This is a genomic window from Stenotrophomonas sp. A3_2, from assembly GCF_036624925.1.
In the GTDB taxonomy this organism is placed as follows: domain Bacteria; phylum Pseudomonadota; class Gammaproteobacteria; order Xanthomonadales; family Xanthomonadaceae; genus Stenotrophomonas; species Stenotrophomonas hibiscicola.
The window spans coordinates 37,881-60,804 of the sequence record NZ_JAZKVY010000257.1; the positions used below are offsets into that span (position 1 = coordinate 37,881).

A 22,924-nucleotide genomic window follows, 5' to 3' on the forward strand; every position below is an offset into this window, starting at 1 on the left:
CGGCCGTGGTGAGACGCGGACACAAATGTGCAAATCAATTCACATGAACACATATTCATGTGTTATATTTTGAGCCACAGTCAAAGACCCAGTTTCCCGAGGCCCCATGTCCCAATCCCACGCACATGACCATGACCATGACCATGGTCACGATCACGACCATGATCATGACCACACCCCGACCGTGACCAGCGCCAACGAGCGCAAGGTCCTGCTGTCCTTTTTCCTGATCTTCGGCTTCATGGTTGTGGAGGCCGTCGGAGGCGTGCTGTCGGGCTCGCTGGCCTTGCTGGCCGACGCGGGCCACATGCTGACCGACGCCGCGGCGCTCGCACTGGCCTACGCAGCATTCCGGTTCGGCCGCCGCGCGGCCGACAGCAAGCGCACCTTCGGCTACCTGCGCTTCGAGGTCATCGCCGGTTTCCTGAACGCCGTGACCCTGTTCGCGATCGTCGCCTGGATCGCCTACGAGGCGTGGGAGCGGCTGCAGGCGCCGCCCGTGATCCTGGCCGGCCCGATGATGATCGTCGCCGTGCTCGGCCTGCTGGTGAACGTGCTCGTGCTGTGGATCATGACCCGCGGAGAGACCGATCACGTCAACGTGAAGGGGGCCATCCTGCACGTGATGGGCGACCTGCTCGGCTCGGTCGGCGCCATCGTCGCTGCGATCGTCATCTACCTCACGGGCTGGACGCCGATAGATCCCATCCTGTCGGTCCTGGTGGCGGCGCTGATCCTGCGCAGCGCATGGAAGCTGCTCGCCAAGTCGATCCACATCCTGCTGGAAGGCGCGCCGGAGGATGCTTCGCCGGAAAAGGTGGAGCAAGGCCTGATGGGCGCCGTGCCGGGCCTGGCGGCCGTCAGCCACGTTCACGTGTGGCAGCTCACCTCCGGGCGCACGATGGCCACGCTGCACGTTCGCCCCAACGTGGACGAGGAAGCACGCGCCGTGGTCAAACGCGTCGAAGCGGTGCTTCGAGAGCAATTCAGCATCGAACACGCCACGGTCGGGATCGACTGGAACTCGGGCACCGACGAGAACGTCTGCAGCTTGCAGCCCACGTCGGAGCGTCAGGACCACAGCGGCCACGATCACAGCGGTCATGACCACAGCGGCCATGATCATGGCAATCACAAGCATGGCGGCGGGCACAGCCACGGCCATGACCACGACCATTCCGCTCCTGGTCACAGGCATTGAGGCCGCGCGAGCCGGCTCGCACTCCACTTGAGGATTTGCATCCATGACGTCCCGCGAAACCACCAGCGCCGACACCTCGCAATGCTCGACCACCAGCCACGACGCGGCGACCGATGCCCTCGCAATGTCGCAAAGTGACGTCGCTGTTCTGGCCGAGACCTTCCGCCTGCTGGGCGACCAATCGCGATTGAAGATCCTGCTGCAGTGCATGCATGGCTCGGTCGCCGTGGGGGACATCGCCGAAGCGCTCGACCTGTCGCAGTCTCTGGTCAGCCATCACCTGCGGCTGCTGCGCGGAGCGCGCCTCGTGCGCGGCGAACGCCAAGCCAAGCACATCTTCTACAGCATCGCGGACCAGCACGTCAGCCAGGTGCTGCAGGACATGGCGGTCCACATTTCCGAGGACAAAGCCGACGACTGACCAGGCCCAAGCACCCAGGCGAATGGCAGGTTGCGAGGCGCCGGTACCCACGCCGCCGGTTAGCCTCAAGGACGTCCTCGATGCGGCCTGGGCGCAACAGCCTAAATCGCGGGCCCTGCCTGGGCGCCGGGATGCCGCGCAGGCACAGCAATGGGCGGCGGCAGCTTGGACGCCTGAGCCTCCCGCGCTCGCAATCACCCACAAGACCGACCGGTTCAACCGCATAACGGCATTCGTGAGCTGGATGTCGGAGTGGCCACGGCGACGACGCGGGGTTCCCCACCACCTTGTCCATGCAGCCTGCCCGCTAGGGCAACCCAAAGGGCTTGACCTTGCCTTCGTTGTAACGCCCAGCCTCCACACAAATTTCTGCAGAGCGCTTCGGAAGGGCCGGAGTCCTGCATCCAAGAAAGGGGCACTTCCATGCGTAAAAAAATCAGAATCGTTGTGGTGGCAGGCCTCATCGCAGCCGTCGGGGGCATAGCGATTGCCGCCCGCGACGCCAAGGACGAGAGCAAGGCCGCGGCACCCCCGGCGGACGCGCCGATGGCGCCGCAGGTGCCCGTGGCCGAGGTCATCACCCGCACGGTCGCGCCATCGGCCGAGTACACCGGCTTCCTGGCCGCGCCCAAGACCGTCGAGCTGCGCTCGCGGGTCGGCGGCGCCGTCGATGCTGTGAGCGTCCCCGAGGGCAGACTGGTGCGCAAGGGACAACTGCTGTTCCAGATCGACCCCCGGCCGTTCCAGGTCTCGCTCGACACGGCTGCGGCGCAACTGCAACAGGCCGAGGTGCTGGCCAGTCAGGCCCAGGCCGACTTCGACCGCGCCGAGCGCCTGGTGGCGACCGGCGCTGTCGCGCGCAAGACCTACGACGATGCCGTCTCCGCGCGCAGTGCGCGCCAGGCCCAGGTGCAAGCGGCCAAGGCCGCCGTCGCTGCGGCGCGGCTGGATCTGTCCTACGCCCGCGTCACGGCGCCCATCGCCGGGCGCGTTGACCGCGTGCTCGTGACCGAGGGCAACCTGGTCAGCGGCGGTGTCGCCGGCGCGGCCACGCTGCTGACCACGGTCGTGTCCATCGACCCGCTGCACGTGTACTTCGACATCGACGAAGCCACGTACCTCAACGTCGTGAGCCGCTCGCGGCCCGCTGCGGACGCCGGCGGCAAGGCCTCGCTGCCCGTGCAGGTCGGGCTGACCACGGACAAGGGTTTCCCGCACAGGGGCGCGCTCGACTTCGTGGGCAACACCATTGACCGAAGCACCGGCACGATCCGCGTGCGCGCCGTTGTGCCCAATCCGGATGGGCGCATGGCACCCGGCATGTTCGTCCGGGCCAAGCTGTCCACCGGCGCGGCGCGCGAGGCCGTCCTGATCGACGATCAGGCCGTGGGCACCGACCAAGGGCGCAACTACGTGCTGGTTGTGGGCGAGAACAACCAGGCCCAGTACCGGCCCATCGAACTGGGGCCGGTGGTGGACGGGCTGCGCGTCATCAACGGCGGCCTGCAGGCCGGTGAGAAGATCATCATCAAGGGCCTCGTGCGCCCCGGCATGGCGGTCACGCCGCGCATGGTGCCCATGCAGGCGCCCGCGGCACCGGCCGCAGGCGCGGCCGGCGCGACCAAGGCTGCGGCAAACGCTCCGGCTCCCGCTGCGGCGCCTGCCAAGGCCGGCGGCGCGGACCCCGCCAAGGCTGACGGCGCGGCCGGCTCGGCGGAGGCCCGCAAATGAATTTCCCCCGCTTCTTCATCAACCGGCCGGTCTTCGCCATCGTCCTGTCGCTGCTGATGCTGATCGCGGGCGCGATCAGCTACTTCCAGCTGCCGCTGAGCGAATACCCGCAGGTCACGCCTCCCACGGTGCAGGTCACCGCTAGCTATCCCGGTGCCAACCCGCAAGTGATCGCCGATACCGTGGCATCACCGCTGGAGCAGGCGATCAACGGCGTAGAAGGCATGATGTACATGCAGTCTCAGATGTCCACCGACGGGAAAATGGTGCTCACCGTCTCCTTCGAGCAGCATATCAACGCCGACATTGCGCAGATCCAGGTGCAAAACCGGGTCTCGCGGGCGTTGCCGCGCCTACCGCCTGAAGTTCAGCGCATCGGTGTTGTCACCGAGAAAACGTCGCCGGACGTTCTCATGGTGGTGCATTTGCTTTCGCCTGGAGGTCGATATGATCCGCTGTACGTCTCCAACTACGCCACACTTCATGTGAAGGATGAGCTGGCTCGTACGCCAGGCGTCGGCGATGTCCTAGTCTGGGGCGCCGGGGAGTATTCGATGCGGGTCTGGCTCGAACCCGCCAAGGTCGCTGCTCGTGGGCTGATCGCGAGCGACGTGGTTGCCGCCATCCGCGAGCAGAACATACAGGTTGCCGCTGGTTCGGTTGGTCAGCAGCCGGATGCCTCGGCGGCGTTCCAGGTCACGGTCAACACTCTGGGCCGACTGTCGAGCGAGGAGCAATTCGGCGAGATCGTCGTGAAGACGGGCGCCGACGGCCAGGTAACTCGCCTGCGGGATGTCGCCCGCATCTCGATGGGGGCCGATTCCTACTCTTTGCGCAGCCTGCTCAATGGCGAGCCGGCGGTGGGGATACAGATCATCCAGAGCCCGGGCGCGAACGCGCTGGATGTGTCTAGCGCGGTGCGCGCGGCAATGGACCGACTTCAAGCCAAGTTCCCCGACGGCATTGAGTATAGCGTCGCCTACGACCCCACGGTCTTCGTGCGCGCCTCGCTCCAGTCCGTCGCCGTCACGCTGCTGGAGGCCATCTTCCTGGTGGTGATCGTGGTGGTGCTGTTCCTGCAATCCTGGCGCGCGTCGATCATCCCGCTGATCGCCGTGCCGGTCTCGCTGGTCGGCACGTTCGCGGTGATGCACATGTTCGGTTTCTCGCTGAACACACTGTCGCTGTTCGGACTGGTGCTGTCCATCGGCATCGTGGTGGATGACGCCATCGTGGTGGTGGAGAACGTGGAGCGCCACATAGCGCTGGGCGAATCACCCAAGGACGCGGCGCGCAAGGCGATGGATGAAGTGACTGGCCCGATCCTGGCCATCACCTCGGTGCTGGCAGCGGTCTTCATCCCCTCGGCGTTCCTGTCGGGGCTGCAGGGCGAGTTCTATCGCCAATTCGCGCTAACCATCGCGTTCTCGACCATCCTGTCGGCGATCAACTCGCTTACGCTGTCGCCAGCGCTGGCCGCCATCCTGCTCAAGCCGCACCACGGCGCGACCAAGCCCGATCGCGTCACGCGCATCATCGATGGCGTGTTCGGCGGCTTCTTCCGCCGCTTCAACAGCTTCTTCGACCGCGCCTCGAATTCCTACGTCGGGGGCGTGCGCCGCGCGGTGCGCGGCAGCGCCATCGTGCTGCTGCTCTACGTCGGCTTCCTGAGCCTGACCTGGCTGGGCTTCCACAAGGTGCCTGCGGGCTTCGTGCCCGCCCAGGACAAGTACTACCTCGTGGGCATCGCCCAGCTTCCGACCGGCGCCTCGCTGGATCGCACCGAGGCGGTCGTCAAGGAGATGACCAAGATCGCACTGGCTGAGCCGGGCGTCGAGAGCGTGGTGGCCTTCCCGGGCCTGTCGGTCAATGGACCGGTGAACCAGCCGAACACCGCGCTGATGTTCGCCATGCTCAAGCCCTTCGATGAGCGCAAGGACCCGTCGCTGTCGGCCTTCGCCATCCAGGGCAAGCTCATGGGCAAGTTCAGCCAGATCCCGGACGGCTTCGTCGGCATCTTCCCGCCGCCGCCGGTGCCGGGCCTGGGTTCTATGGGCGGCTTTAAGCTGCAGATCGAGGACCGGGCGGGCCTGGGTCCCGAGGCGCTTGCACAAGCACAGGGCCAGATCATGGGCAAGGCCATGCAGGCGCCCGAGCTGGCGAACATGCTCGCCAGCTTCCAGACCAATGCGCCGCAGTTGCAGGTGGACATCGACCGGGTGAAGGCCAAGTCGCAGGGCGTGTCGCTGACCGAGGTGTTCGACACCCTGCAGGTCAACCTTGGCTCGCTCTACGTCAACGACTTCAACCGCTTCGGTCGCACCTACCGGGTAATGGCCCAAGCCGATGCGCAGTTCCGCATGCAGGCTGAGGACATAGGCATGCTCAAGGTGCGCAATGCAGCGGGCGACATGATCCCGCTGAGCGCGATCGCGACCATCGAGCGCAGTTCCGGCCCCGACCGGGTGATGCATTACAACGGCTTCCCCTCGGCCGACATCAGCGGCGGGCCAGCGCCGGGCTACTCATCCGGCCAGGCCACCGCCGCGATTGAGAAGATCGTGAGCGAATCGCTGCCGGACGGTATGACCTACGAATGGACGGACCTGACTTTCCAGGAAAAGCGAGTTGGCAATACTGCTATCTATATCTTCGCGCTGGCGGTGCTGCTCGCCTTCCTGTTCCTGGCGGCCCAGTACAACAGTTGGTCGCTGCCGTTCGCTGTGCTGCTGATTGCACCCATGGCGCTGCTCTCGGCGATCGCCGGCGTCTGGCTCTCTGGGGGGGACAACAACATCTTCACGCAGATCGGTTTCGTGGTGCTGGTCGGCCTGGCCGCCAAGAACGCGATCCTGATCGTGGAGTTCGCCCGCGCGAAGGAAAGCGAAGGGGCCGATCCGCTGGCAGCCGTGCTTGAAGCCGCGCGCTTGCGGCTGCGCCCGATCCTGATGACGTCGTTCGCCTTCATCGCTGGCGTGGTGCCGCTGGTGCTGGCCAGCAGTGCGGGCGCCGAGATGCGCCACGCCATGGGCATCGCGGTGTTCGCCGGCATGCTGGGCGTGACGGTATTCGGCCTGGTGCTGACGCCGGTGTTCTACGTCGTGGTGCGCAAGCTGGCGCTGCGCCGCGAAGCGCGCCATGCCCGTGTCGGCATGACCGACCAGCACGCATGACGGCCAGGAGGACATACGACATGAAAACATCTTTCGCATTCACACGACCCGCCAGGACGCTGGCGCCGCTCGCCCTCGCGACGGCGTTGACTGGCTGCTCCATGGCACCGAAGTATGACCGGCCCGCATCGCCGATCGACACGGCTTATCCCTCGGGCGCGGCCTATGTGGAACCGGCGGCCGCGACGCCCGACGACGCGATCACGGCCGAGATCGGCTGGCGGGACTTCTTCCGCGACCCGCTGCTGCAGCAGTTGATCGGCATTTCACTGGAGAACAACCGCGACATGCGCAAGGCCGCGCTCAACGTGGAGGCGGCTCAGGCGCTGTACCGTATCCAGCGTGCCGAGATGCTGCCGAACCTGGGCGTTTCCGCCCGCGGCGCGTCAGAGCGCGCACCGGCCGACCTCAGCACCACGGGGCAAAGCGACGTGCTCCGGCGCTACGACGTGGCCGGGGTGACGGCCGCCTGGGAACTGGACCTGTGGGGCCGCGTCCGCAGCCTCAGCGACCGGGCGCTGGCGTCCTACCTGGCCCTCGACGAGACCCGCATCGCCACGCAGATGAGCCTGGTGTCCGAGGTGGCCAGCGCCTACCTCACGCTGCGTGCCGACCAGGAACTGCTGCGCCTGACGAGCGACACCCTCGCCACGCAGAAGCGCTCCTACGGGCTGACCACCCAACTGGTGGAAGTGGGCAACTCCACGCAGCTCGACCTGCGCCGCGCAGAGATCGCGCTGCGCACCGCCGAGGCCAACCATGCCGCCTACACGCGGCAGGCGGCCAAGGACCGCAACGCGCTGGTGCTGCTGTTGGGCCAGCCGCTGACGCCGGAGCTGTCCCGGCAGCTTGACGAGGCCATGGCGCTGCCGGACGACATCGTGCCGACCGGCCTGCCGAGCGGCCTGCCGTCCGAACTGCTCGCGCGCCGGCCGGACATCCGCGCCGCCGAGCAGATGCTGATCGGCGCCAACGCCAACATCGGCGCGGCGCGGGCCGCGTTCTTCCCGATGATCAGCCTCACGGGCTCGGCGGGCACGGCCAGCGCTTCGCTGGACGGCCTGTTCGATTCGGGCTCGCGGGCCTGGAGCTTCCTGCCGCAGATCACGCTGCCCATCTTCCGCGGCGGCGCGCTGCGCGCCAACCTGGACGTGGCGCACGTACAGAAGCGCATCGAGATCGCCAACTACGAGAAGTCCATCCAGGCGGCCTTCGCCGAGGTGGCCGACGGCCTGGCGGGCAAGCGCACGCTCGATGAGCAGATCCGCGCGGAGCAGCTCCTGGTGGCGGCCAGCCAGAAGGCCTACGAGCTGGCCGAGCAGCGCTTCCAGGAGGGCGTGGACAACAACCTCACTGTACTCGACGCGCAGCGCACGCATTACGGCACGCAGCAGACCCTGGTGCGCACGCGCCTGACGCGGCTGAACAACCTCATCCATCTGTACAAGGCGCTGGGCGGCGGCTGGACTGAGCACACGGTGCAATCGGGCGCCACGGCGCAGCAGCCCGCCCGGTCGCCGGGATGAGGGCCGGCGCGCAGCGGTGGCGTCCCCCATCGCTGCGCGCGGAGAGCTGGATGAGGATTGGTGAACTCGCGCGCTTGACCGGCACGCCCCTGAGAACATCAGGTTCTACGAACGGGAGGGCCTGCTGCCCGCTCCCGAGCGGTCCCGCAACAACTACCGGCGCTATGGCCCGGCCCATGTCGAGCGGCTTTACCTGATTCGCAACTACCGCGCGTCGGGCATCGGCCTGGATGACATGCGCAACTTGCTGGGCTGGACGCATCGCGAGTCCCCGGAACCCGAGCTGCTGACGCAGGCTGTCCGGGACCATCTCGCCTGTGTCGAGGAACGCATGGCGCAACTGACCCGGGTGAAAGAGCACCTGCTCGCATTGGAACGGCAGGCTGTTTCTTCTGCCGCTCGGGAGATTTGCGAGGAGCGACCAGGCTGCGGCGGTTCATGAGCATCGTATGGCCGAATCATGGTCTAATAACTGAACATATATTCATGTGTGTAATAATTCCGGCCAGACAAACGAACAAGAAGGACCGCCCATGACCGACCAGAGCATCACGCGCCGAAACATCGGCGTTCTCACCGCCGCGCAGGCGCTCGGTGGCGCCAGCGCGCCCATCGTGATGTCGCTGGGCGGGCTGGTCGGCCAGCAGCTTGCCAAGGACTCGGCCTCGATCACCTTGCCTGTGAGCCTGTTCGGCCTGGGTCTTGCCATCGGCACCTTGCCTGCGGCGTTCATCATGCGGCGCCATGGCCGCCGCAACGGATACGTGGTCGGGGTCGGCTTCGGCGTGGCCTCGGGCCTGATCGCCGCGCTGGGCATCATGCTGGCCTCGTTTTGGATCTTCTGCGCCGGCACCTTCCTGGCGGGCTTCTACGGCGCGTATGTGCAGAGCTACCGCTTCGCAGCCGCCGACACCGCCGAGGACGCGCTCAAGGCCAAGGCGATTTCCTGGGTGATGGTGGGGGCTCTCGCGGGTGCCATCATCGGGCCGCAGTTGGTGATCTTCACGCGCGACGCGGTAGCGGGCACGCCCTACGTCGGCAGCTTCCTCAGCCAGGCGCTGCTGCCGCTGATCGCCCTGCCGATCTTGCTGATGCTGCGCACGCCGCGCCAGACCCCGGCCGAAGCCGCCGCCGACAGCGGCCGCACGGTGCTGCAGCTCCTGGCGATGCCGCGCTACGCGCTGGCCGTGGCCGCAGGCGTGGTGTCCTATGGGGTGATGGCGTTCGTGATGACCGCCGCGCCGGTGGCGATGGTCAACCACGGGCATTCGGTGGACAACGCCGCCCTGGGAATCCAGTGGCACCTGCTGGCGATGTTCGGGCCGAGCTTCTTCACTGGGCGGCTGATGGTGCGCTACGGCAAGGAGCGCGTGACCGCCGTGGGCATGGTGCTGCTCGCCGCCTCCGGGGTGGTGGCCCTGGGCGGGCTCGGCCTGTCCCACTTCTGGGGCTCGCTGGCGCTGCTGGGCATCGGCTGGAACTTCAGCTTCATTGGCGCGACGGCGATGGTCACCGATTGCCACACCCCGGCCGAGCGCAGCAAGGCGCAGGGCATGAACGATTTCTTCGTCTTCGCCGCCACGGCAGCCGTGTCGTTCCTCGCGGGATCGATCCTGCACAACTCGGGCTGGCAGGCGGTCAACTGGATGATCTTCCCGGCCCTGGCGCTGATCTTGGTGCCGCTGCTGTGGCAGACCGCGCGAAAGCCGGTGCGGCTAGGTCCGGGCTGATCGGGCCGATGCGGAAGGTGTTCCATCTAGCGGTCACCTCAGGCGCTACATCACCTGCCTCCACCGCTGCAGCTTCGACAGCGCGTTGTCGTAGGCGGCGGAAGTGAAGGACTGGATCTTGCGCCGAGGGTTTTCATCGGCATCAACGGCGAAATGAGGGCCTTGACCTTCCAACAATGGGAGGCCCTACAGTGACTCCATCAACCTCATTCAAGGAGTTTTTCATGAGAGTCAACAAGTTCAGCCTGTTGTTCATTGCGGGCGCCGTCGTGGTCGCCATCGGCCTGAGGGCCGTTCAGAAGAAGGTGGTCCCGTCGGGTGAAGTGATGCAGGCCAATGCGAGCGGAGGTCACCATGGGCACGCGATGCCCTCCAGCGCCTCGGCCAATGACAGTCCTTCCACGACCGCGTATCGCGCCGTGAACGACCAGATGCACGCGGGGATGGGAGCGCAGTTCACTGGAAACGCCGACGTCGATTTCATGCGCGGCATGATCCCGCACCACCAGGGCGCGATCGACATGGCCAAGGTGGCGTTGCAGTACGGCAAGGACCCGGAGGTCCGCAAGTTGGCCGAGGAGGTTATCTCTGCGCAGGAAGGCGAGATCGCCATGATGAATAAGTGGCTTGGAGAACGCGGCCAACAGGCGGGGACCGGCAGCTCGGGCGACGCCTCGACGACCGCCTACCGTGCCGGCAATGACCGCATGCACGCCGACATGATGATTGACTTCAGCGGCGATGCCGATGTGGACTTTATGCGCGGCATGATCCCGCATCACCAGGGCGCGATCGACATGGCCAAGGTGGCGTTGCAGTACGGCAAGGACCCGGAGGTCCGCGAGTTGGCTCAGGAGGTTATCTCTGCGCAGGAAGGAGAGATCGCCATGATGAAGAGCTGGCTTGCCGCTCGGGGAAAGTGAAGGCACGACCATGAACCAAGCCAGCACCCCGCGCATCATCATCTATAGCACTCCAGCCTGCCCGGACTGCCGGGTGCTGAAGGAGTGGCTGTCCCAGCAGAGCATCGTGTTTGAAGAACGCGACCTGACCGACCCGAAGATTTCTGCGGAAGCCAAGTCACGAACCGGCGTGCGCGTGGCTCCGATCACGCTCATCGGTAATGAGGTCTTCTATGGCACCTTTGCGAGCCAGAAGCCGGGGCTGATGAAGGCGCTCGGCCGTTCGACAAGTAGATGAAGGGTCTCAAGAAATACTTGGCCCGCGCTGCCGTCCAAGCTCCCAAGATACGCCGCCACCGCGCACCACGGCGGCGATATGCTGCCCCAGCCGCTGCTCGATCATCGGCCGCCACGGCACCAACCTGAATCCCATGCCGTCGTCCAGCATCGCGTAGCGCCCGCTGGCGAGCATGACGCTGCGCCGGTAGATGCCAGCCACACGCTGCCCGTCGGCCACCGGGCGATGCTCCAGGCCGGTTTCAGCGGCAATGTCCTTCGCGGCCTGTGCCAGTTCCCGGTTGCGCAGCGTGCCCAGCAGGTTGCGCGCCAGGATCACGCGCTGCCCGCGCCGCTCGGCCAGCGCCTGTTCGGCCAGGAAGTCGGCGCGCTGTTGCATGGCCTGGCCTCGCCACCAAAGCCTAGGTCGCCCAGGCCCGAGCCGCCGCCGATCAACTGCTGGTCGAGCCACGTGGCCCCGATCACGCGGGCCTGCCGCTCGATGGGCAAGTGCGATTTCAGCTCCACGGCCACGCCGCCCAGGCGCTGCGCGTCGTACTGGCGGCCACGCTCGGCCAGGTCGTCCGGCACCTTCCATAGCCCTTCGGCAACGCGCTCCACAATGCCGGCCCGACGCAGGGCCCATTTAGTAGATGGAGTGCCGCCGGTCTTAGCCGCATGCAGCGTTAAGGCGGGCTTGATATTAAGGCCTCTGAGAAGCGTCGGAGGTAGCCTAGCGATGTCAGCTTCTGGCATGAAGCAGCCGTGAACTTCAAGAGGAGCGAGGCGCGTCAGCGTACGGCCCGTAGCGGACGAGACTCTAGCGATGTCGACCACTACTAGTCCTGAGTCGCTAAGGCCAACCGCATGCTTCGTCCGACTCCCCGCGAACCCTCGTAGGGCACCTAAAGGGGCTCCTTACTTGTTAAGGACCGACAAGGTTGGACCGATGTCACGGCGGCGCTTGCCTCCTGGGCTGTTGGCGAGGGCCAATCAGCCGCGGACGTCAGCTCTGCCCCTAAGTCACTGCAACCATAGGTTCTCAGCCCTTGCGCAACCATAGGTTCAGCCAAAACGCAAACCTATGGTTGCCCGTCTATGTGTGCGGCATGCGGAGTTCCCTGAACGTCGCCCATATTTATATACCAGTCAGTTCAATATTCAGGGTTGATTAGACCCCCTAACGGATAATTCACACCTGTCGATCGCCTCCTCTCTCTCCCCCTCCCGGGAGGCGGCCGACGAAACCAAAATAATTAAAGGTGTGTCCCGATGAACAAGAATTCGCTGCTTGCCCTGGGTCTTCTGGCTGCCCTGCCGTTCGCTGCATCGGCAACCGATGGCCTGTCGTACAACTACGTTGAAGGCGGCTACGTGAACACCGATGCCAAGGGCGGCGACGCCGATGGCTGGAAGGTGAAGGGTTCCGTTGCGGTGCACCCGAACTTCCACGTCTTTGGCGACTACAGCGCCCAGGAAACCGACAAGTTCAAGAATGACGTCGACCAGTGGCGCCTGGGTGTCGGCTACAACTACGGCATCGCACCGAACACCGACCTGGTGGCCCGTGTTGCGTACCAGAAGTACGACGAGAAGCGCGGCCTGGACTTCAACGGTTACTCCACCGAAGTGGGCGTGCGCACCGCGTTCAACCCGTACGTGGAAGGCTACGTGATGGCCGGCTACGAAGATTTCAGCAAGAAGCACGGTTACAACCCGGACGGCGAGTTCTACGGCCGTGTCGGCGCCACCGCCAAGTTCAACCAGAACTGGGGCCTGAGCGGCGAAGTGAAGCTGGCCAAGGCCGGCGACCGCGAGTGGTTCGTGGGCCCGCGCTTCGCCTGGTAACAAACGCCTGTCGTTAGTGCGTGTTGTGCTGGCGTGTGACTCTCTCTCTCTCTCTCCCACACGCCAACCGAAGCCCGGCCTCGCGCCGGGCTTCACTTTTATGGGCCCTGTAGCGCGACAATGCGGCATGGGCGACTCTTCCCCCCTCGCAGGTACTGGCACGGCCTACCAGGAGCATCCGGCGCCTGCGCCGCTGCGCGGCCACTTTGGTCAGCTGTGGCAGAGCCAGCTTCCTGACGATGCCGATGGGCACATCACCGTACTGCCCGATGGTTGCGTGGATATCCTCTGGCGCGACGGTGCGTTGTTCGTGGTCGGCCCGGACCGCGTGGCCGCGCACCCGGCGCTGGCACCCGGTGCGCAGGTGCTGGGGGCACGCTTCCGTCCCGGCCAGGCATTGGCCGCGCTGGGCCTGCCCCTGGCCGGGATCATCGGCCAGGCCGTGCCACTGGCCGATCTGAAGGGCGCGTGGGCGAGGAAGGCGGCGGCCTCCATTGGTGACACCGCGCCTGCACAGCGCCTGCAGCGGATGGCGCACTGCCTGCAACAGCATATGGGTGCGTCCGCGCTCGATACCCCGGCGCAGCGTGCACATGCCCTGTTCCAGGCGCTCGCCATTGGTGACGCCACGCTGGATACGCTGGCGGCACGCCTGAGCCTGAGTCCGCGCAGCCTGCGGCGCTTCAGCCAGTCGCAGTTCGGCTACGGCGCCAAGACGCTGGAACGGATCCTGCGGCTGCAACGTTTTCTGCGCCACAGCCGCGCGCTGCCGCAGCACTCCCTGGCGATGCTGGCCGCCGAGGCCGGCTATGCCGACCAGGCCCATCTCAGCCGCGAGGCACGTGAGCTTGCCAGCATGACAGCACGCGAGCTGCGCCTGGAATGGGGCCAATGATGGCCGTTTCGTTCAAGACCGCGATGCCACGTTGATTGAAGCTGGGGCTCCCAACACGGAGCCACGCCATGAGCCACGCCGCATCCCGCGATGCCGAACGCCGCATCGACAACATCGAATTCAACGTCGCCGACATTGCCCGCAGCAAACGCTTCTACGGCGAGGTGTTCGGTTGGCACTTCACCGACTATGGCCCGGCCTACACCGAATTCGACGATGGCCGCCTGAAGGGCGGCTTCGTGGCCGACGTGCCGGTGCGTGTCCACGGAGGGCCGCTGGTGATCGTGTATTGCGCGGACCTGTCCGACGCGCAGCAGCGCGTAGTCGCTGCCGGTGGCGAGGTGGTGCGGGCGGTGTTCGCATTTCCCGGCGGCCGCCGCTTCCACTTCCGCGACCTGGATGGCTACGAGCTGGCGGTCTGGAGTGATGTGGATTGAGGTCTTCGTACCTTCGCTGGTGGACGGAACGAGAACCGCTCCGTCCACGGTCAGGCGGTTCCGCTATGATCGCCCGCACATCGCCACACGCGACGCGCCCGCCTCAAGCCCGCAGGAATACCGTGAACACCCAGCCCGCCCAGATCACCGCCCTCAACCACACGCTCGACAACGAGCCGCAGCAGATCACCGCGCCACTCACCCATTCGGCGGCGTTCCTGGTGCTGAAGGTGAAGGACGACGTGGCGTCGATCGCCAAGGCGCGCGAGGTGCTGGCCAGTACCGACGATCTGATCAAGAACACCGCCATCCGCGAGATCGAGCGCACCTTCACCTGCAACGTGGCCATTGGTCACCGCGTGTGGAAGCCGCTGGTGGGCACCACGCCGCCGCGTGAGCTGCAGCCGTTCCGCGAGATCAAGGGCGCGACCCACACCGCCGTGTCCACGCCGGGTGACCTGCTGTACCACATCCGTGCACGCACCATGGACCTGATCGTGGCGTTCGAGCGCAACCTGCTGATGGCCTTCGGCGATGCGGTGGAAGCGGTCGATGACGTGGCTGGCTTCCGTTATTTCGATGGCCGCGATCTGCTCGATTTCGTCGATGGCACCGCCAACCCGGAAGGGCTGTCGCTGCCGGAAGCCACGATCGTGGGTGAGGAAGACCCGGAGCATGCCGGCGGCAGCTACGTGGTGGTGCAGAAGTACCTGCACAACCTCAACGCCTGGCGCGCGCAGAAGACCGAGGCGCAGGAAGCGATCATCGGCCGCACCAAGCACGACAACATCGAGCTGGATGATGCGCCGGCCGATGCGCAGAAGTCGCACAAGACGCTGTGCACCATCGAGGATGCCGACGGCGAGCACGAGATCCTGCGCGACAACATGCCGTTCGCCAACCCGGGCCGTGGCGAGTACGGCACCTACTTCATCGGCTACACGCGCCGCCTGTGGGTGATCGAGAAGATGCTCGAGCGCATGTTCATCGGCAATCCCGCGCCGCTGCACGACCGCATCCTCGATTTCTCCACCGCCACCACCGGCGTGACCTTCTTCGCGCCCTCGCGCAAAGTGCTGGCCGATCTGGGCGACTGATCGCGGCTCTCGTCCTTGCGCATGCTACTGGCCGCTCTGTTCCAGTAGATCTACGCCACGCGTGGATGGTACGCACGTTGCCCGTAGCAGCCACGCATGGCGTGGCTCTACTGTGCCGCCATCTGCCTGTCATCTACCGCCCCGACCATCAGCCGTTGGATGAGAGCGCAGGGGCGGACGATGGCGATGGCAAGGAACACAACCGGTGCACGCCGCTGGTGGCGGCCGCTGGCCGCGGTGTTCGGTGCGCTGGTACTGGGGAGCGCGGCGGTGTCCGCGCAGGAAGCCCCTGCGCATTGGATGGCCTACGCCGCTGCGGTCGGTGGCCAGCTGCAGCAGCGCCTGCAGCAGGAGCAGGACCCGCAGGCGCAGCGCGTGCTGGAATGGCTGCAGGCACATCCGGACGCACCGACGCCGCTGCCGGTGAGCGTGTGGATCGCGGCGGATGGCCGCATCTCGAAGCTGGAATTCGACAGCCTGGGCGATGCCCAGGTCGACGCCGACCTGCGCGCGACGCTGCAGGGCGCGCCGTTGCAGGCAGCCCCGCCGGCCGACATGCGCCAGCCGCTGCGGCTGGGGCTGGTGCTGGAGCCGAAGTAGATCCACGCCATGCGTGGATGTGGTGGGTAGATGCCGACCTTGGTCGGCAGGCGCGCGCCAACCCGGGTTGGCGACTACCGGTAGCCCGCCACGCATGGCGTGGCTCTACTGCGTTGCCACCTGTGGCTCGCGCGCGGCGGTGCTCCATGCGCGCAGGCCGAACACGGCCAGGCCGAGGAAGAACACGTACAGCGCGGCGGTCACGTGCAGCGACTTGAACAGGTACGCGCCCACGTAGACCACGTCCACCGCGATCCACACCCACCAGCAGGCCACGTGGCGGCGCGCCTGCCACCACTGCCCGACCAGGCTCAGGCCGGTCAGCAGCGCGTCCAACCACGGCAGGGCGGCATCAGTGAAGCTGTGCATGGCTGCACCCAGCGCCACGCCACCACACAGGCCGATGGCCAGGTCGCGCAGCAGCTTGCCGCGCGCCAGCGGCACGATGCGGATGCTGCCCTCATCGGCGGCATGCTGCCGCCAGTTGAGCCAGCCGTAGACCAGGAAGCCACCGAAGGCGACCTGCAGCAGGGTATCCGAGTACAGCTTGGCCTCGGCGAATACCAGCCCGTACAGCGTCACCGACAGCAGGCCCACCGGCCACGCCACCAGCCGGCGCCGGGCCATCAGCCAGACGCCAAGGATGCTGCACAGTGCGGCGGTCCACTCGAGCATCACGCCGCTCACAGCGCGAACGTCACCGACAGGCGGGCCTGTCGCGGTGCGCCGGGGAACAGGTAGTAGTCACCGCCGCTGCTGCCGGTATCGCGCCAGTAGAAGCGGTTGAACACGTTGTCCACCGACAGGTTCCAGGTCACCGCACGCTCGTGCAGGCGATGCTGGAAGCGCAGACCAGCGTCGAACACCGAGTAGTCCGGTGCGCGCACGCCGCCTTCGGCACGTGCGACGTTGGCACCGGCATAACGCCAGCCGCCAGTGACATCCAGGCCCTGCACGAACGGCAGCGCATAGGCCACATGCACGTTGGCCCGCACCTTCGGCACATTCACCAGCTGATGGCCTTCATAAGCCGGCGTGCCGGTGTCGCGCGCACGCGCCTGCAGCACGCTGGCACTGGCCACGATCTGCAATGCGTCGGTCAGCTGGCCGTTGGCGGTCAGCTCCAGGCCGGTGTGGGTCTGGGTGCCTTCCTCGACGAAGGTGTAGCCCACGTCGCTGTTGTCCGGCCTGGCGTACTGGTACGGCTGCGAGATGCGGAACACCGCTGCACCCAGGGTCAGTGCTTCGACCGGCACGTACTTCACGCCCACTTCCAGCTGCCGCGACTGCACCGACGGCAGGAAGGTGTCGGCGTTGCTGGTCCAGAACGGCGCTTCCTGGCCCAACGAAATGCCGCGCACGTAGCTGGCATAGGCATTGAGCTGGTCGGTGGCCTTCCACACCACGGCGGTCTGCGGCAGGAAGCGCGACAGGCGGCTGTGCCGCTGTGGGGTGCCACGCTTGTCGTAGGCACGCTCGTCCAGGCGCACGAAGCGGCCACCCGCCAGCCACTGCCAGTCATCGCCGAAGCTCATCCGGTCCAGCGCGAAGAACGCGGTCTGGCGGCTGTCCAGGCGACGTGCGGACGGGCCGGGCATCTTCGGCGACGGCTCGAACACCGGCACCGGTGCCTCGTGGATGTTGGTGGTGCCGACGTACTCGTTGACGCTCGGGCGCCTGTCCACGGTGCGGCGGAAGTAGTCGGCGCCGAGGGTCAGCTCATGGCCGACGCTGCCGGTCTCGAAACGGCCACGCAGCTCGGCACGGGCCTGCTGGTTGCGGCGGGTATCGTCCGGGCTGCGGTAGTCGTAGACGTCGTAGTCGCCGTTGGGCGCGAAGTAGTTGCCCGGCACGCTGCCATCGGCGCATTGCACGGCGTAGTAGCAACCGTAGGCGAAGGCGACGTTGTCATCGATCACCGACCGGCTGTGGCCGACCGACACGCGGGACTGCCAGGCGTCGTTGAAATCGTAGGTGTGCAGCGCGGTGATGTTGGTGCTGGCAATATCCACCGGGCGCTGCCACGGCTGGTAGCCGAGCAGGTGCTCGCGGTCGACGCCGCGCGGCAGGTCACGCGCGCCCAGCAGCTGGTAGCCGGACACCGAACGTTGCGAACTGGTCTGGTAATTGGCGTCCACCTCCAGCTTGCCGCGTTCGCCGATCAGCCAGTCGGCCGCGAGCGAGTAGAAATTGCGGCGGCCATCGGCGTGCTCGACATAGGAATTGCTGGAATCCCACGCGGCATTCAGGCGCAGGCCGAAGCGCGGGGTGATCCAGTGGCCGACATCGACGGCGACGTAGCGCGAGCCTTCCGAATCGGTGCCGAGCGTGGCGGTGCGCACTTCGGCCGGGCGCTTGCCGATGTAGTTGATGATGCCACCCGGTGCCATCACGCCTGCGGCCAGGCCGGCTTCACCCTTGAGGATCTCCACCGACTGCACGTTCTCCAGCGCCAGGCGCTGTTCGCCGGCGATGGACAGGCCGTTGAAGCGGTAGCCGGTGGCGGCGTCCAGCGCGAAGCCACGGATGGCGATGTTCTGGTAGTAGCCCACAGGTGCATACGCATCACCCAGCGAGGCATCGTTGCTGGCCAGCTCGGACAGCGAACGTACCTGGCGACGGTCGAGATAGTCGCGCTCGAGCACGTTCACCGACGCCGGCGTGTCCTTCCAGCTGCCGCCACCGAAGGCGTTCACGCGCGAGGTATCGGCTTTCGGTTTGCCGGCCTGCACGCGCACCGCTGCCAGTTCGGTCGGCGAATGCTCGGCGCCGGTGGCAGCCGCATCGGGGGACGCTTCGGCCTCGCTGGCGTGCAGCGGCAGCGCGGCGCAGAGGGCGAGGGAGAGCAGGGTGGGGTGCAGGCAGCGGTTCATTCGATTCGTCTTCGGACAACAAGGGAGACGAAGCGACGGCGCGCAGGTGCACCGGCCCATGACGGGGGTGTGGCTGCGGCTCAAAGCTCCCTACGCCGGTGCAAACCGGATCAGGTTCCAAGGGACTCTCTCAGCCTGGCAGATCCAGGCACCCCCGCTTCAGGTGACCATTTCACTACAAATGGTACGGATTTGCGAGCCGGCGCCCTTCAGGCTGCCGCGTGCAGGGCCTGCAGCAATGCCTGTCCCGGCGCGCTGTGGAACCACGCCGGGTGCCCCAGCATGAAGGGCCGCCACGCCACGTCGGCATTCGCGGTCGAGCCGGTGACACCTTCGAAGTACTCCACTTCGGACAGTGCGAAGTCGAAATGGACCATCGGCAGCAGGTCGGCCAGCAGGTGCACGCGTGCCGCCGACAGCGGCAGTACCTGGCGGTAGCCGTCGAGCAGGGCCAGCGCGATATCGATGCGCACTGCCTGCATGCCGCGCTCCAGCTCCAGCCACGCCACCGCGTTGCGCTCGATCGCGGTGGCGAGGTCGAACAGTGCGCTGGTGGGCGAGGCCAGGCCGAAATCCAGCACGGTGCTGATCTGCCCATCGCGCCACAGCAGGTTGGACACATGCCAGTCGTTGTGGGCCCACAGCCGCGGCTCGTCGCGCAGGCGATTGGCCAAGCCGGCATGCCACGGCAACACGTCACGCTGCAGCTGCGCTTCCCACGGAATGCGCGCGAGATAGCGGGCCAGCCCGGGGCGCTCGTGCAGCCCTGCCTTGATGGCCGCGATCGGATCGTCGGCGCGGATCAGATCGTCGCGCGCGACCAGCACATGGGTGCTGCGCTGGGGCGCGTGGTAGCTGGCTGCGGCACGGTGCAGCTGTGCAAGTGCGCGTCCGGCTTCACGGGCCTGCGCGATATCGGTCAGCAGCGACCACGACACCGCGTCGCGATACAGGTCCTCACCGACGCCAACCGCATGCAGCTCGAAGGTCCATTCGCCATGCTCGACGGCAGTGTGGCCATCGGTGGCCGGCAGCACCTGTACTACCGGCACGCCGGCGGCGGCGAGATGGGCGATGAAGTGGTGTTCTTCTTCCAGGCAGGCCGCACTGCGCACGCTGTGGTGGTGGCGCTTGATGAACAGCGCGCCGTCCACGCCGTCGACGATGGCGGCGGCCGACAGCGGTCGGGGGCTATGCCAGCGCGGTTGGCTGTGCTCGCCCAGCTGCGGGTAACGCTGGCGCAGCCACGCGATGTCCGCCGCGCTGATCGGTGGCCAGTCGGCAGCGACCTCGTCGTTGTTGAGGCCCTGCACGCGGTGGGAAGAAGAATTCATGCCGCAGCCCCGGTGGGGAAAGTCACATCCAAGGCTGCGCATTCAACGCCATGCACGCGGCCAACGCAAACGGGCGGGTCATCGACCCGCCCGTCCGTGCATCAGCTGCGGTGATGCCGCCGCGCTGCCTACCAGCCGCGATGGCGGCCGCGGTCGTGGTAGTAGCGGTTGTCGTAGTAGCGCTCGCGCTGCCAGCGACGGTCGTCACCGCGGTCGTAGTAGCCGCTGCGGTAGTAGCCACGGTCGTAACGGCGATCGTAGCGGTCGTCGTAACGGCGATTGTCGTAGTAACGACGGTCGCGGCGGTCGGAGGTGGTCAGGTTGCCGATCGCGCCGCCGGCCACGGCGCCGCCCACGGTGGCGGCAGGATCACCGTTGGAGAGCAGGTTGCCGGCCACGCCACCGACCACGGCGCCGACCAGGGTGCGCTTGTCCTTCCTCGACATCGCGCTGGCATCGCTGACCACGGCGACACCGGCCACCAGTGCCAGAGCCATCGCCAGACCACGGAAGCTGAGTGTGGAAGTACTGAGCATGTTCGTTCTCCTGTGAGGTCCATGCCACGCTGGGCAGGGAGGGCGCGGGCGCCCCGGCTGCCGTGGAGACCACGCTGACGTTCCAACATTGCCGGAACATTGCCTGGTCCACCGTGCGGCTTGCGCATTCATCTAGCGGCAGGCGGCATGAAGCAAGGCTGAAAGCGGCCTCGGCCGCTCAGCTGGCAGAAAGGGAGAAGGCCACGCGGACGTGGCCCTCCCTTCTCTGCCAAGGCGTTTGCGGGCTTAGACGCCCATCGCCTTCTGTGCCTGCCGGGCCTGCTCCTGCTGGGCGTCCTGCTGCTGGTGCAGCACGTTAGGCGCGCCCTGCACGGCACCGCTGCTGAGCGCGATGCTCTGCTCGCTGGCCGCACGGGTCTCCACCGCCACGCGGCTGGCCGCCGGGTCACCGATCGTGCCCTGCACGGCGAACAGGCGCTCACCGTTCGGGCTCGGCACCACCGTGTCGATGCGTTGCAGGCCGGCGGCATGCGCCTCCTTGGTCAGGGCCGCGGCGGCGCTTTCCAGCGCGTGGCGATCCTTGAAGGTACCTGCCGGCAGCCGCTCCAGGCCTTCGGTGGCCTGCAGGTACATCGGATTGCGTGGGTGCCGCTCGTCGTTCAGCAAGGGCCGTTCGCGTGCTTCCTTGATCGCTTCCAGCGTCTTCGGACCGACGATGCCGTCGACGACCAGGCCGTTGTCCTTCTGCAGCTGGCGCACTGCCGCGTCGGTGTTGCGGCCGAAGCGGCCATCCTCGACCAGTGGCTTGCCGTCGGCGCCGACGTAGCCCAGGTGGCCCAGCTGCTCCTGCACCTTGCGCACGCCCTCGCTGTGTGCGCCCTGCTTGTACAGTTCGGCGTGCGGCGTGGCGGCCGCCTTGTGCTCGGCGTTGGCCTTGCCCTGGGTCTGCTCGTGCGATTGGGTGCGGTTTTCCAGCAGGTCACGGGCCTTGGACAATGGATCGGACGCGAACAGCTTCCAGTGCGGGTGGTCCTTCACCTGCTTGAGGTAGTCCTCCACCGGCATGGTGTGCACGCCCTTGCTGCCGGTGGACTGGCTGATCAGCAGCATGTCGGTGTTCGGGTCGCGCACCACCATGACGATGTGGTCGATGCCGTTCCAGTGTTCATGGCGGGTCCTGGCCGTATCCAGGCCGATGATCATGCCTTCCTTCAGCGCACCGGGCTTGAGGATCGCGTCGCGGTCAAGCAGCACGCCGGACTGGTCGAATGCCTTGCGCACGATGCCGCCGGAACCCAGGTTGCCCAGGTCGATGCGATCGGCCTTGCTGAACACCGCATGCCCGGCCTTCTGGTTGATCTCGTCCATGGTCCGGTTCTGCAGCGTGCCGACCCAGCCGGAGCAATCGATGTAACCCTGGTCCACGTTCTTGCCGGTCTTGCCCGGTACGTACAGCGCGTGGCCCGGAATGTTGATGGCGTACTTCACATCGTCGTACTTCACGCCGGCCTCGTAGGCGGCCTGCAGTTCGATGCCCGGTTTCGGCGCGGCAGCGGCTGTTGCGGTTGCCGCCAGCGTGGCAGCACCGGCCGCCACGGCTGCGCTGGCCTGTGCAGGCGCGGCCGGGGCCTGGCCCTGGCCCTGCGCCACCGCCTGCGGTTCGATGTTCTTTTCCGGGATGCTGATCGCTGCGTACTTGTGGATGTAGTAGCTGGAGAAGGCCCGTGCCAGGTCGCCATCGTTCATGCCGCGCATTTCGGCCAGGCTGTGGCCGGTCAGCGCCTTCGCGTCCGACCCGATCTGGTTCAGCACGTTGCGGCGCATGTTGATCTCGTCGCCGTGGCTGTTGCGGACCACGCCGAAGGTGCCGGTGGCAATGGCGGTCTGCACCGAGCCATAGCCGGCACTGCCCTGCTGGTGGGCCAGGTACAGGTCCAGCCCGGTCGGCGTACTGCCGCCGGACAGGTACGGGTGGCCGGTGCGCTCGTTGCGGCGTGCCATCGAGTCCAGGTTGTCCTGGTACATCTGCGCGGCCGCTTCGGTGTTGCGGGTGGGGTCGAACTCGTGGCCGGTCAGGTGGTACTGGCGTGCGGACCCGGGCACGAACTGGAACAGGCCCTTGGCGCCGGATGACGCGTTGTGGGCGCGCTCGTTGAACGTGCCACCGGTCTCGATGTACGCGAAGCGCATGAAGTCGTCGACCGGAATGCTCTTCTGCCTGGCGACCTGCTCGACGATGTCCAGGACTTCCTTTCTGCTGTAGTCATGCTGTGCCATGACGTTTTTCCTCGGGGTTGATGGAGCGGCGCATGCCGCGAATCGCCAACCGGACTCATCCGTGAGTCAAGAACATGTCGGTCAACAGGGAACCCGCGCGTGGCGG

The 22,924-nt window shown here is 66.5% G+C and carries 19 protein-coding genes, 2 pseudogenes and 1 riboswitch; of the genes and pseudogenes, 15 read left to right on the top strand and 6 right to left on the bottom strand.

The window, feature by feature from the left end:
- The first annotated feature begins 106 nt into the window (after window positions 1-106).
- From R5H29_RS11620 to R5H29_RS11665, 10 genes and pseudogenes are all read left to right on the top strand, one after another.
- Window positions 107-1,201, top strand: coding sequence for a cation diffusion facilitator family transporter (locus tag R5H29_RS11620; protein ID WP_332329200.1), 1,095 nt, complete (start codon window positions 107-109; stop codon window positions 1,199-1,201).
- 43 nt (window positions 1,202-1,244) lie between these two features.
- Window positions 1,245-1,622: a helix-turn-helix transcriptional regulator gene (locus R5H29_RS11625; protein ID WP_049462204.1), complete on the top strand. Its 378-nt coding sequence runs from the start codon at window positions 1,245-1,247 to the stop codon at window positions 1,620-1,622.
- Window positions 1,623-2,045: 423 nt separating this feature from the next.
- A complete protein-coding gene (locus R5H29_RS11630) occupies window positions 2,046-3,353 on the top strand; it encodes an efflux RND transporter periplasmic adaptor subunit (RefSeq protein WP_049462203.1) in 1,308 nt (435 codons plus the stop codon).
- Window positions 3,350-6,526 carry an efflux RND transporter permease subunit gene (locus R5H29_RS11635; protein WP_049462202.1) on the top strand — a complete coding sequence of 1,059 codons (3,177 nt, stop codon included), beginning with the start codon at window positions 3,350-3,352 and terminating at the stop codon, window positions 6,524-6,526. Before R5H29_RS11630 ends, R5H29_RS11635 begins: the two co-directional genes overlap by 4 nt.
- Window positions 6,527-6,546: 20 nt before the next feature.
- Window positions 6,547-8,052 (top strand): efflux transporter outer membrane subunit, encoded by a 1,506-nt coding sequence (locus R5H29_RS11640; protein WP_049462201.1) that lies wholly within the window; start codon window positions 6,547-6,549, stop codon window positions 8,050-8,052.
- A 124-nt stretch (window positions 8,053-8,176) separates the two neighbouring features.
- A pseudogene (locus R5H29_RS11645) lies at window positions 8,177-8,242 on the top strand (MerR family transcriptional regulator); the annotation flags it as partial.
- Between the two features lie 45 nt (window positions 8,243-8,287).
- Window positions 8,288-8,494, top strand: a complete 207-nt coding sequence (locus R5H29_RS11650; RefSeq protein WP_239684303.1) for a hypothetical protein — start codon at window positions 8,288-8,290, stop codon at window positions 8,492-8,494.
- Window positions 8,495-8,585: 91 nt separating this feature from the next.
- On the top strand, window positions 8,586-9,782 hold the full coding sequence (locus tag R5H29_RS11655) for an MFS transporter (protein ID WP_049462200.1): 1,197 nt from the start codon (window positions 8,586-8,588) through the stop codon (window positions 9,780-9,782).
- A 224-nt stretch (window positions 9,783-10,006) separates the two neighbouring features.
- Window positions 10,007-10,705 (top strand): DUF305 domain-containing protein, encoded by a 699-nt coding sequence (locus R5H29_RS11660; RefSeq protein ID WP_071228802.1) that lies wholly within the window; start codon window positions 10,007-10,009, stop codon window positions 10,703-10,705.
- 10 nt (window positions 10,706-10,715) lie between these two features.
- Window positions 10,716-10,982: a glutaredoxin family protein gene (locus tag R5H29_RS11665; RefSeq protein ID WP_008786730.1), complete on the top strand. Its 267-nt coding sequence runs from the start codon at window positions 10,716-10,718 to the stop codon at window positions 10,980-10,982.
- A 6-nt stretch (window positions 10,983-10,988) separates the two neighbouring features.
- Here R5H29_RS11665 and R5H29_RS11670 read toward each other — a convergent pair.
- Window positions 10,989-11,602 (bottom strand): annotated as a pseudogene (locus tag R5H29_RS11670) (DUF3363 domain-containing protein); the annotation flags it as partial.
- A gap of 630 nt (window positions 11,603-12,232) precedes the next feature.
- Here R5H29_RS11670 and R5H29_RS11675 point away from each other — a divergent pair.
- The 5 genes from R5H29_RS11675 to R5H29_RS11695 all read left to right on the top strand — a co-directional run bounded on the left by R5H29_RS11675 (window position 12,233) and on the right by R5H29_RS11695 (window position 15,837).
- Window positions 12,233-12,808 (top strand): Ax21 family protein, encoded by a 576-nt coding sequence (locus R5H29_RS11675; RefSeq protein WP_332329201.1) that lies wholly within the window; start codon window positions 12,233-12,235, stop codon window positions 12,806-12,808.
- Between the two features lie 127 nt (window positions 12,809-12,935).
- On the top strand, window positions 12,936-13,703 hold the full coding sequence (locus R5H29_RS11680; RefSeq protein ID WP_332329202.1) for a DUF6597 domain-containing transcriptional factor: 768 nt from the start codon (window positions 12,936-12,938) through the stop codon (window positions 13,701-13,703).
- 68 nt (window positions 13,704-13,771) lie between these two features.
- The gene (locus R5H29_RS11685; RefSeq protein ID WP_111104914.1) at window positions 13,772-14,140 is read left to right on the top strand and encodes a VOC family protein; all 369 of its coding nucleotides are present in this window, start codon (window positions 13,772-13,774) and stop codon (window positions 14,138-14,140) included.
- A gap of 122 nt (window positions 14,141-14,262) precedes the next feature.
- Window positions 14,263-15,237 carry a Dyp-type peroxidase gene (locus R5H29_RS11690; protein WP_332329203.1) on the top strand — a complete coding sequence of 325 codons (975 nt, stop codon included), beginning with the start codon at window positions 14,263-14,265 and terminating at the stop codon, window positions 15,235-15,237.
- Window positions 15,238-15,417: 180 nt separating this feature from the next.
- Window positions 15,418-15,837: a hypothetical protein gene (locus tag R5H29_RS11695; protein WP_164144806.1), complete on the top strand. Its 420-nt coding sequence runs from the start codon at window positions 15,418-15,420 to the stop codon at window positions 15,835-15,837.
- A 105-nt stretch (window positions 15,838-15,942) separates the two neighbouring features.
- Here R5H29_RS11695 and pnuC read toward each other — a convergent pair whose 3' ends face one another.
- From pnuC to R5H29_RS11720, 5 genes are all read right to left on the bottom strand, one after another.
- Window positions 15,943-16,512 (bottom strand): nicotinamide riboside transporter PnuC, encoded by a 570-nt coding sequence (pnuC, locus tag R5H29_RS11700; RefSeq protein ID WP_332329204.1) that lies wholly within the window; start codon window positions 16,510-16,512, stop codon window positions 15,943-15,945.
- Between the two features lie 8 nt (window positions 16,513-16,520).
- Window positions 16,521-18,710 carry a TonB-dependent siderophore receptor gene (locus R5H29_RS11705; protein ID WP_332329205.1) on the bottom strand — a complete coding sequence of 730 codons (2,190 nt, stop codon included), beginning with the start codon at window positions 18,708-18,710 and terminating at the stop codon, window positions 16,521-16,523.
- 70 nt (window positions 18,711-18,780) lie between these two features.
- Window positions 18,781-18,876: riboswitch (TPP riboswitch) on the bottom strand.
- A gap of 43 nt (window positions 18,877-18,919) precedes the next feature.
- Window positions 18,920-20,044 carry a phosphotransferase gene (locus R5H29_RS11710; RefSeq protein ID WP_332329206.1) on the bottom strand — a complete coding sequence of 375 codons (1,125 nt, stop codon included), beginning with the start codon at window positions 20,042-20,044 and terminating at the stop codon, window positions 18,920-18,922.
- Between the two features lie 128 nt (window positions 20,045-20,172).
- A complete protein-coding gene (locus R5H29_RS11715; protein ID WP_014645533.1) occupies window positions 20,173-20,580 on the bottom strand; it encodes a glycine zipper 2TM domain-containing protein in 408 nt (135 codons plus the stop codon).
- 246 nt (window positions 20,581-20,826) lie between these two features.
- On the bottom strand, window positions 20,827-22,818 hold the full coding sequence (locus R5H29_RS11720; protein ID WP_332329207.1) for a peptidoglycan-binding protein: 1,992 nt from the start codon (window positions 22,816-22,818) through the stop codon (window positions 20,827-20,829).
- Window positions 22,819-22,924: the final 106 nt, after the last annotated feature.

Excerpts from the sequence above, each read along its gene's own strand:
- R5H29_RS11620 (WP_332329200.1), top strand. The coding sequence starts at position 107 with ATGTCCCAATCCCACGCACATGACCATGACCATGACCATGGTCACGAT.
- R5H29_RS11625 (WP_049462204.1), top strand. The coding sequence starts at position 1,245 with ATGACGTCCCGCGAAACCACCAGCGCCGACACCTCGCAATGCTCGACC.
- R5H29_RS11630 (WP_049462203.1), top strand. The coding sequence starts at position 2,046 with ATGCGTAAAAAAATCAGAATCGTTGTGGTGGCAGGCCTCATCGCAGCC.
- R5H29_RS11635 (WP_049462202.1), top strand. The coding sequence starts at position 3,350 with ATGAATTTCCCCCGCTTCTTCATCAACCGGCCGGTCTTCGCCATCGTC.
- R5H29_RS11640 (WP_049462201.1), top strand. The coding sequence starts at position 6,547 with ATGAAAACATCTTTCGCATTCACACGACCCGCCAGGACGCTGGCGCCG.
- R5H29_RS11650 (WP_239684303.1), top strand. The coding sequence starts at position 8,288 with ATGCGCAACTTGCTGGGCTGGACGCATCGCGAGTCCCCGGAACCCGAG.
- R5H29_RS11655 (WP_049462200.1), top strand. The coding sequence starts at position 8,586 with ATGACCGACCAGAGCATCACGCGCCGAAACATCGGCGTTCTCACCGCC.
- R5H29_RS11660 (WP_071228802.1), top strand. The coding sequence starts at position 10,007 with ATGAGAGTCAACAAGTTCAGCCTGTTGTTCATTGCGGGCGCCGTCGTG.
- R5H29_RS11665 (WP_008786730.1), top strand. The coding sequence starts at position 10,716 with ATGAACCAAGCCAGCACCCCGCGCATCATCATCTATAGCACTCCAGCC.
- R5H29_RS11675 (WP_332329201.1), top strand. The coding sequence starts at position 12,233 with ATGAACAAGAATTCGCTGCTTGCCCTGGGTCTTCTGGCTGCCCTGCCG.
- R5H29_RS11680 (WP_332329202.1), top strand. The coding sequence starts at position 12,936 with ATGGGCGACTCTTCCCCCCTCGCAGGTACTGGCACGGCCTACCAGGAG.
- R5H29_RS11685 (WP_111104914.1), top strand. The coding sequence starts at position 13,772 with ATGAGCCACGCCGCATCCCGCGATGCCGAACGCCGCATCGACAACATC.
- R5H29_RS11695 (WP_164144806.1), top strand. The coding sequence starts at position 15,418 with ATGGCGATGGCAAGGAACACAACCGGTGCACGCCGCTGGTGGCGGCCG.
- pnuC (WP_332329204.1), bottom strand. The coding sequence starts at position 16,512 with ATGCTCGAGTGGACCGCCGCACTGTGCAGCATCCTTGGCGTCTGGCTG.
- R5H29_RS11705 (WP_332329205.1), bottom strand. The coding sequence starts at position 18,710 with ATGAACCGCTGCCTGCACCCCACCCTGCTCTCCCTCGCCCTCTGCGCC.
- R5H29_RS11710 (WP_332329206.1), bottom strand. The coding sequence starts at position 20,044 with ATGAATTCTTCTTCCCACCGCGTGCAGGGCCTCAACAACGACGAGGTC.
- R5H29_RS11715 (WP_014645533.1), bottom strand. The coding sequence starts at position 20,580 with ATGCTCAGTACTTCCACACTCAGCTTCCGTGGTCTGGCGATGGCTCTG.
- R5H29_RS11720 (WP_332329207.1), bottom strand. The coding sequence starts at position 22,818 with ATGGCACAGCATGACTACAGCAGAAAGGAAGTCCTGGACATCGTCGAG.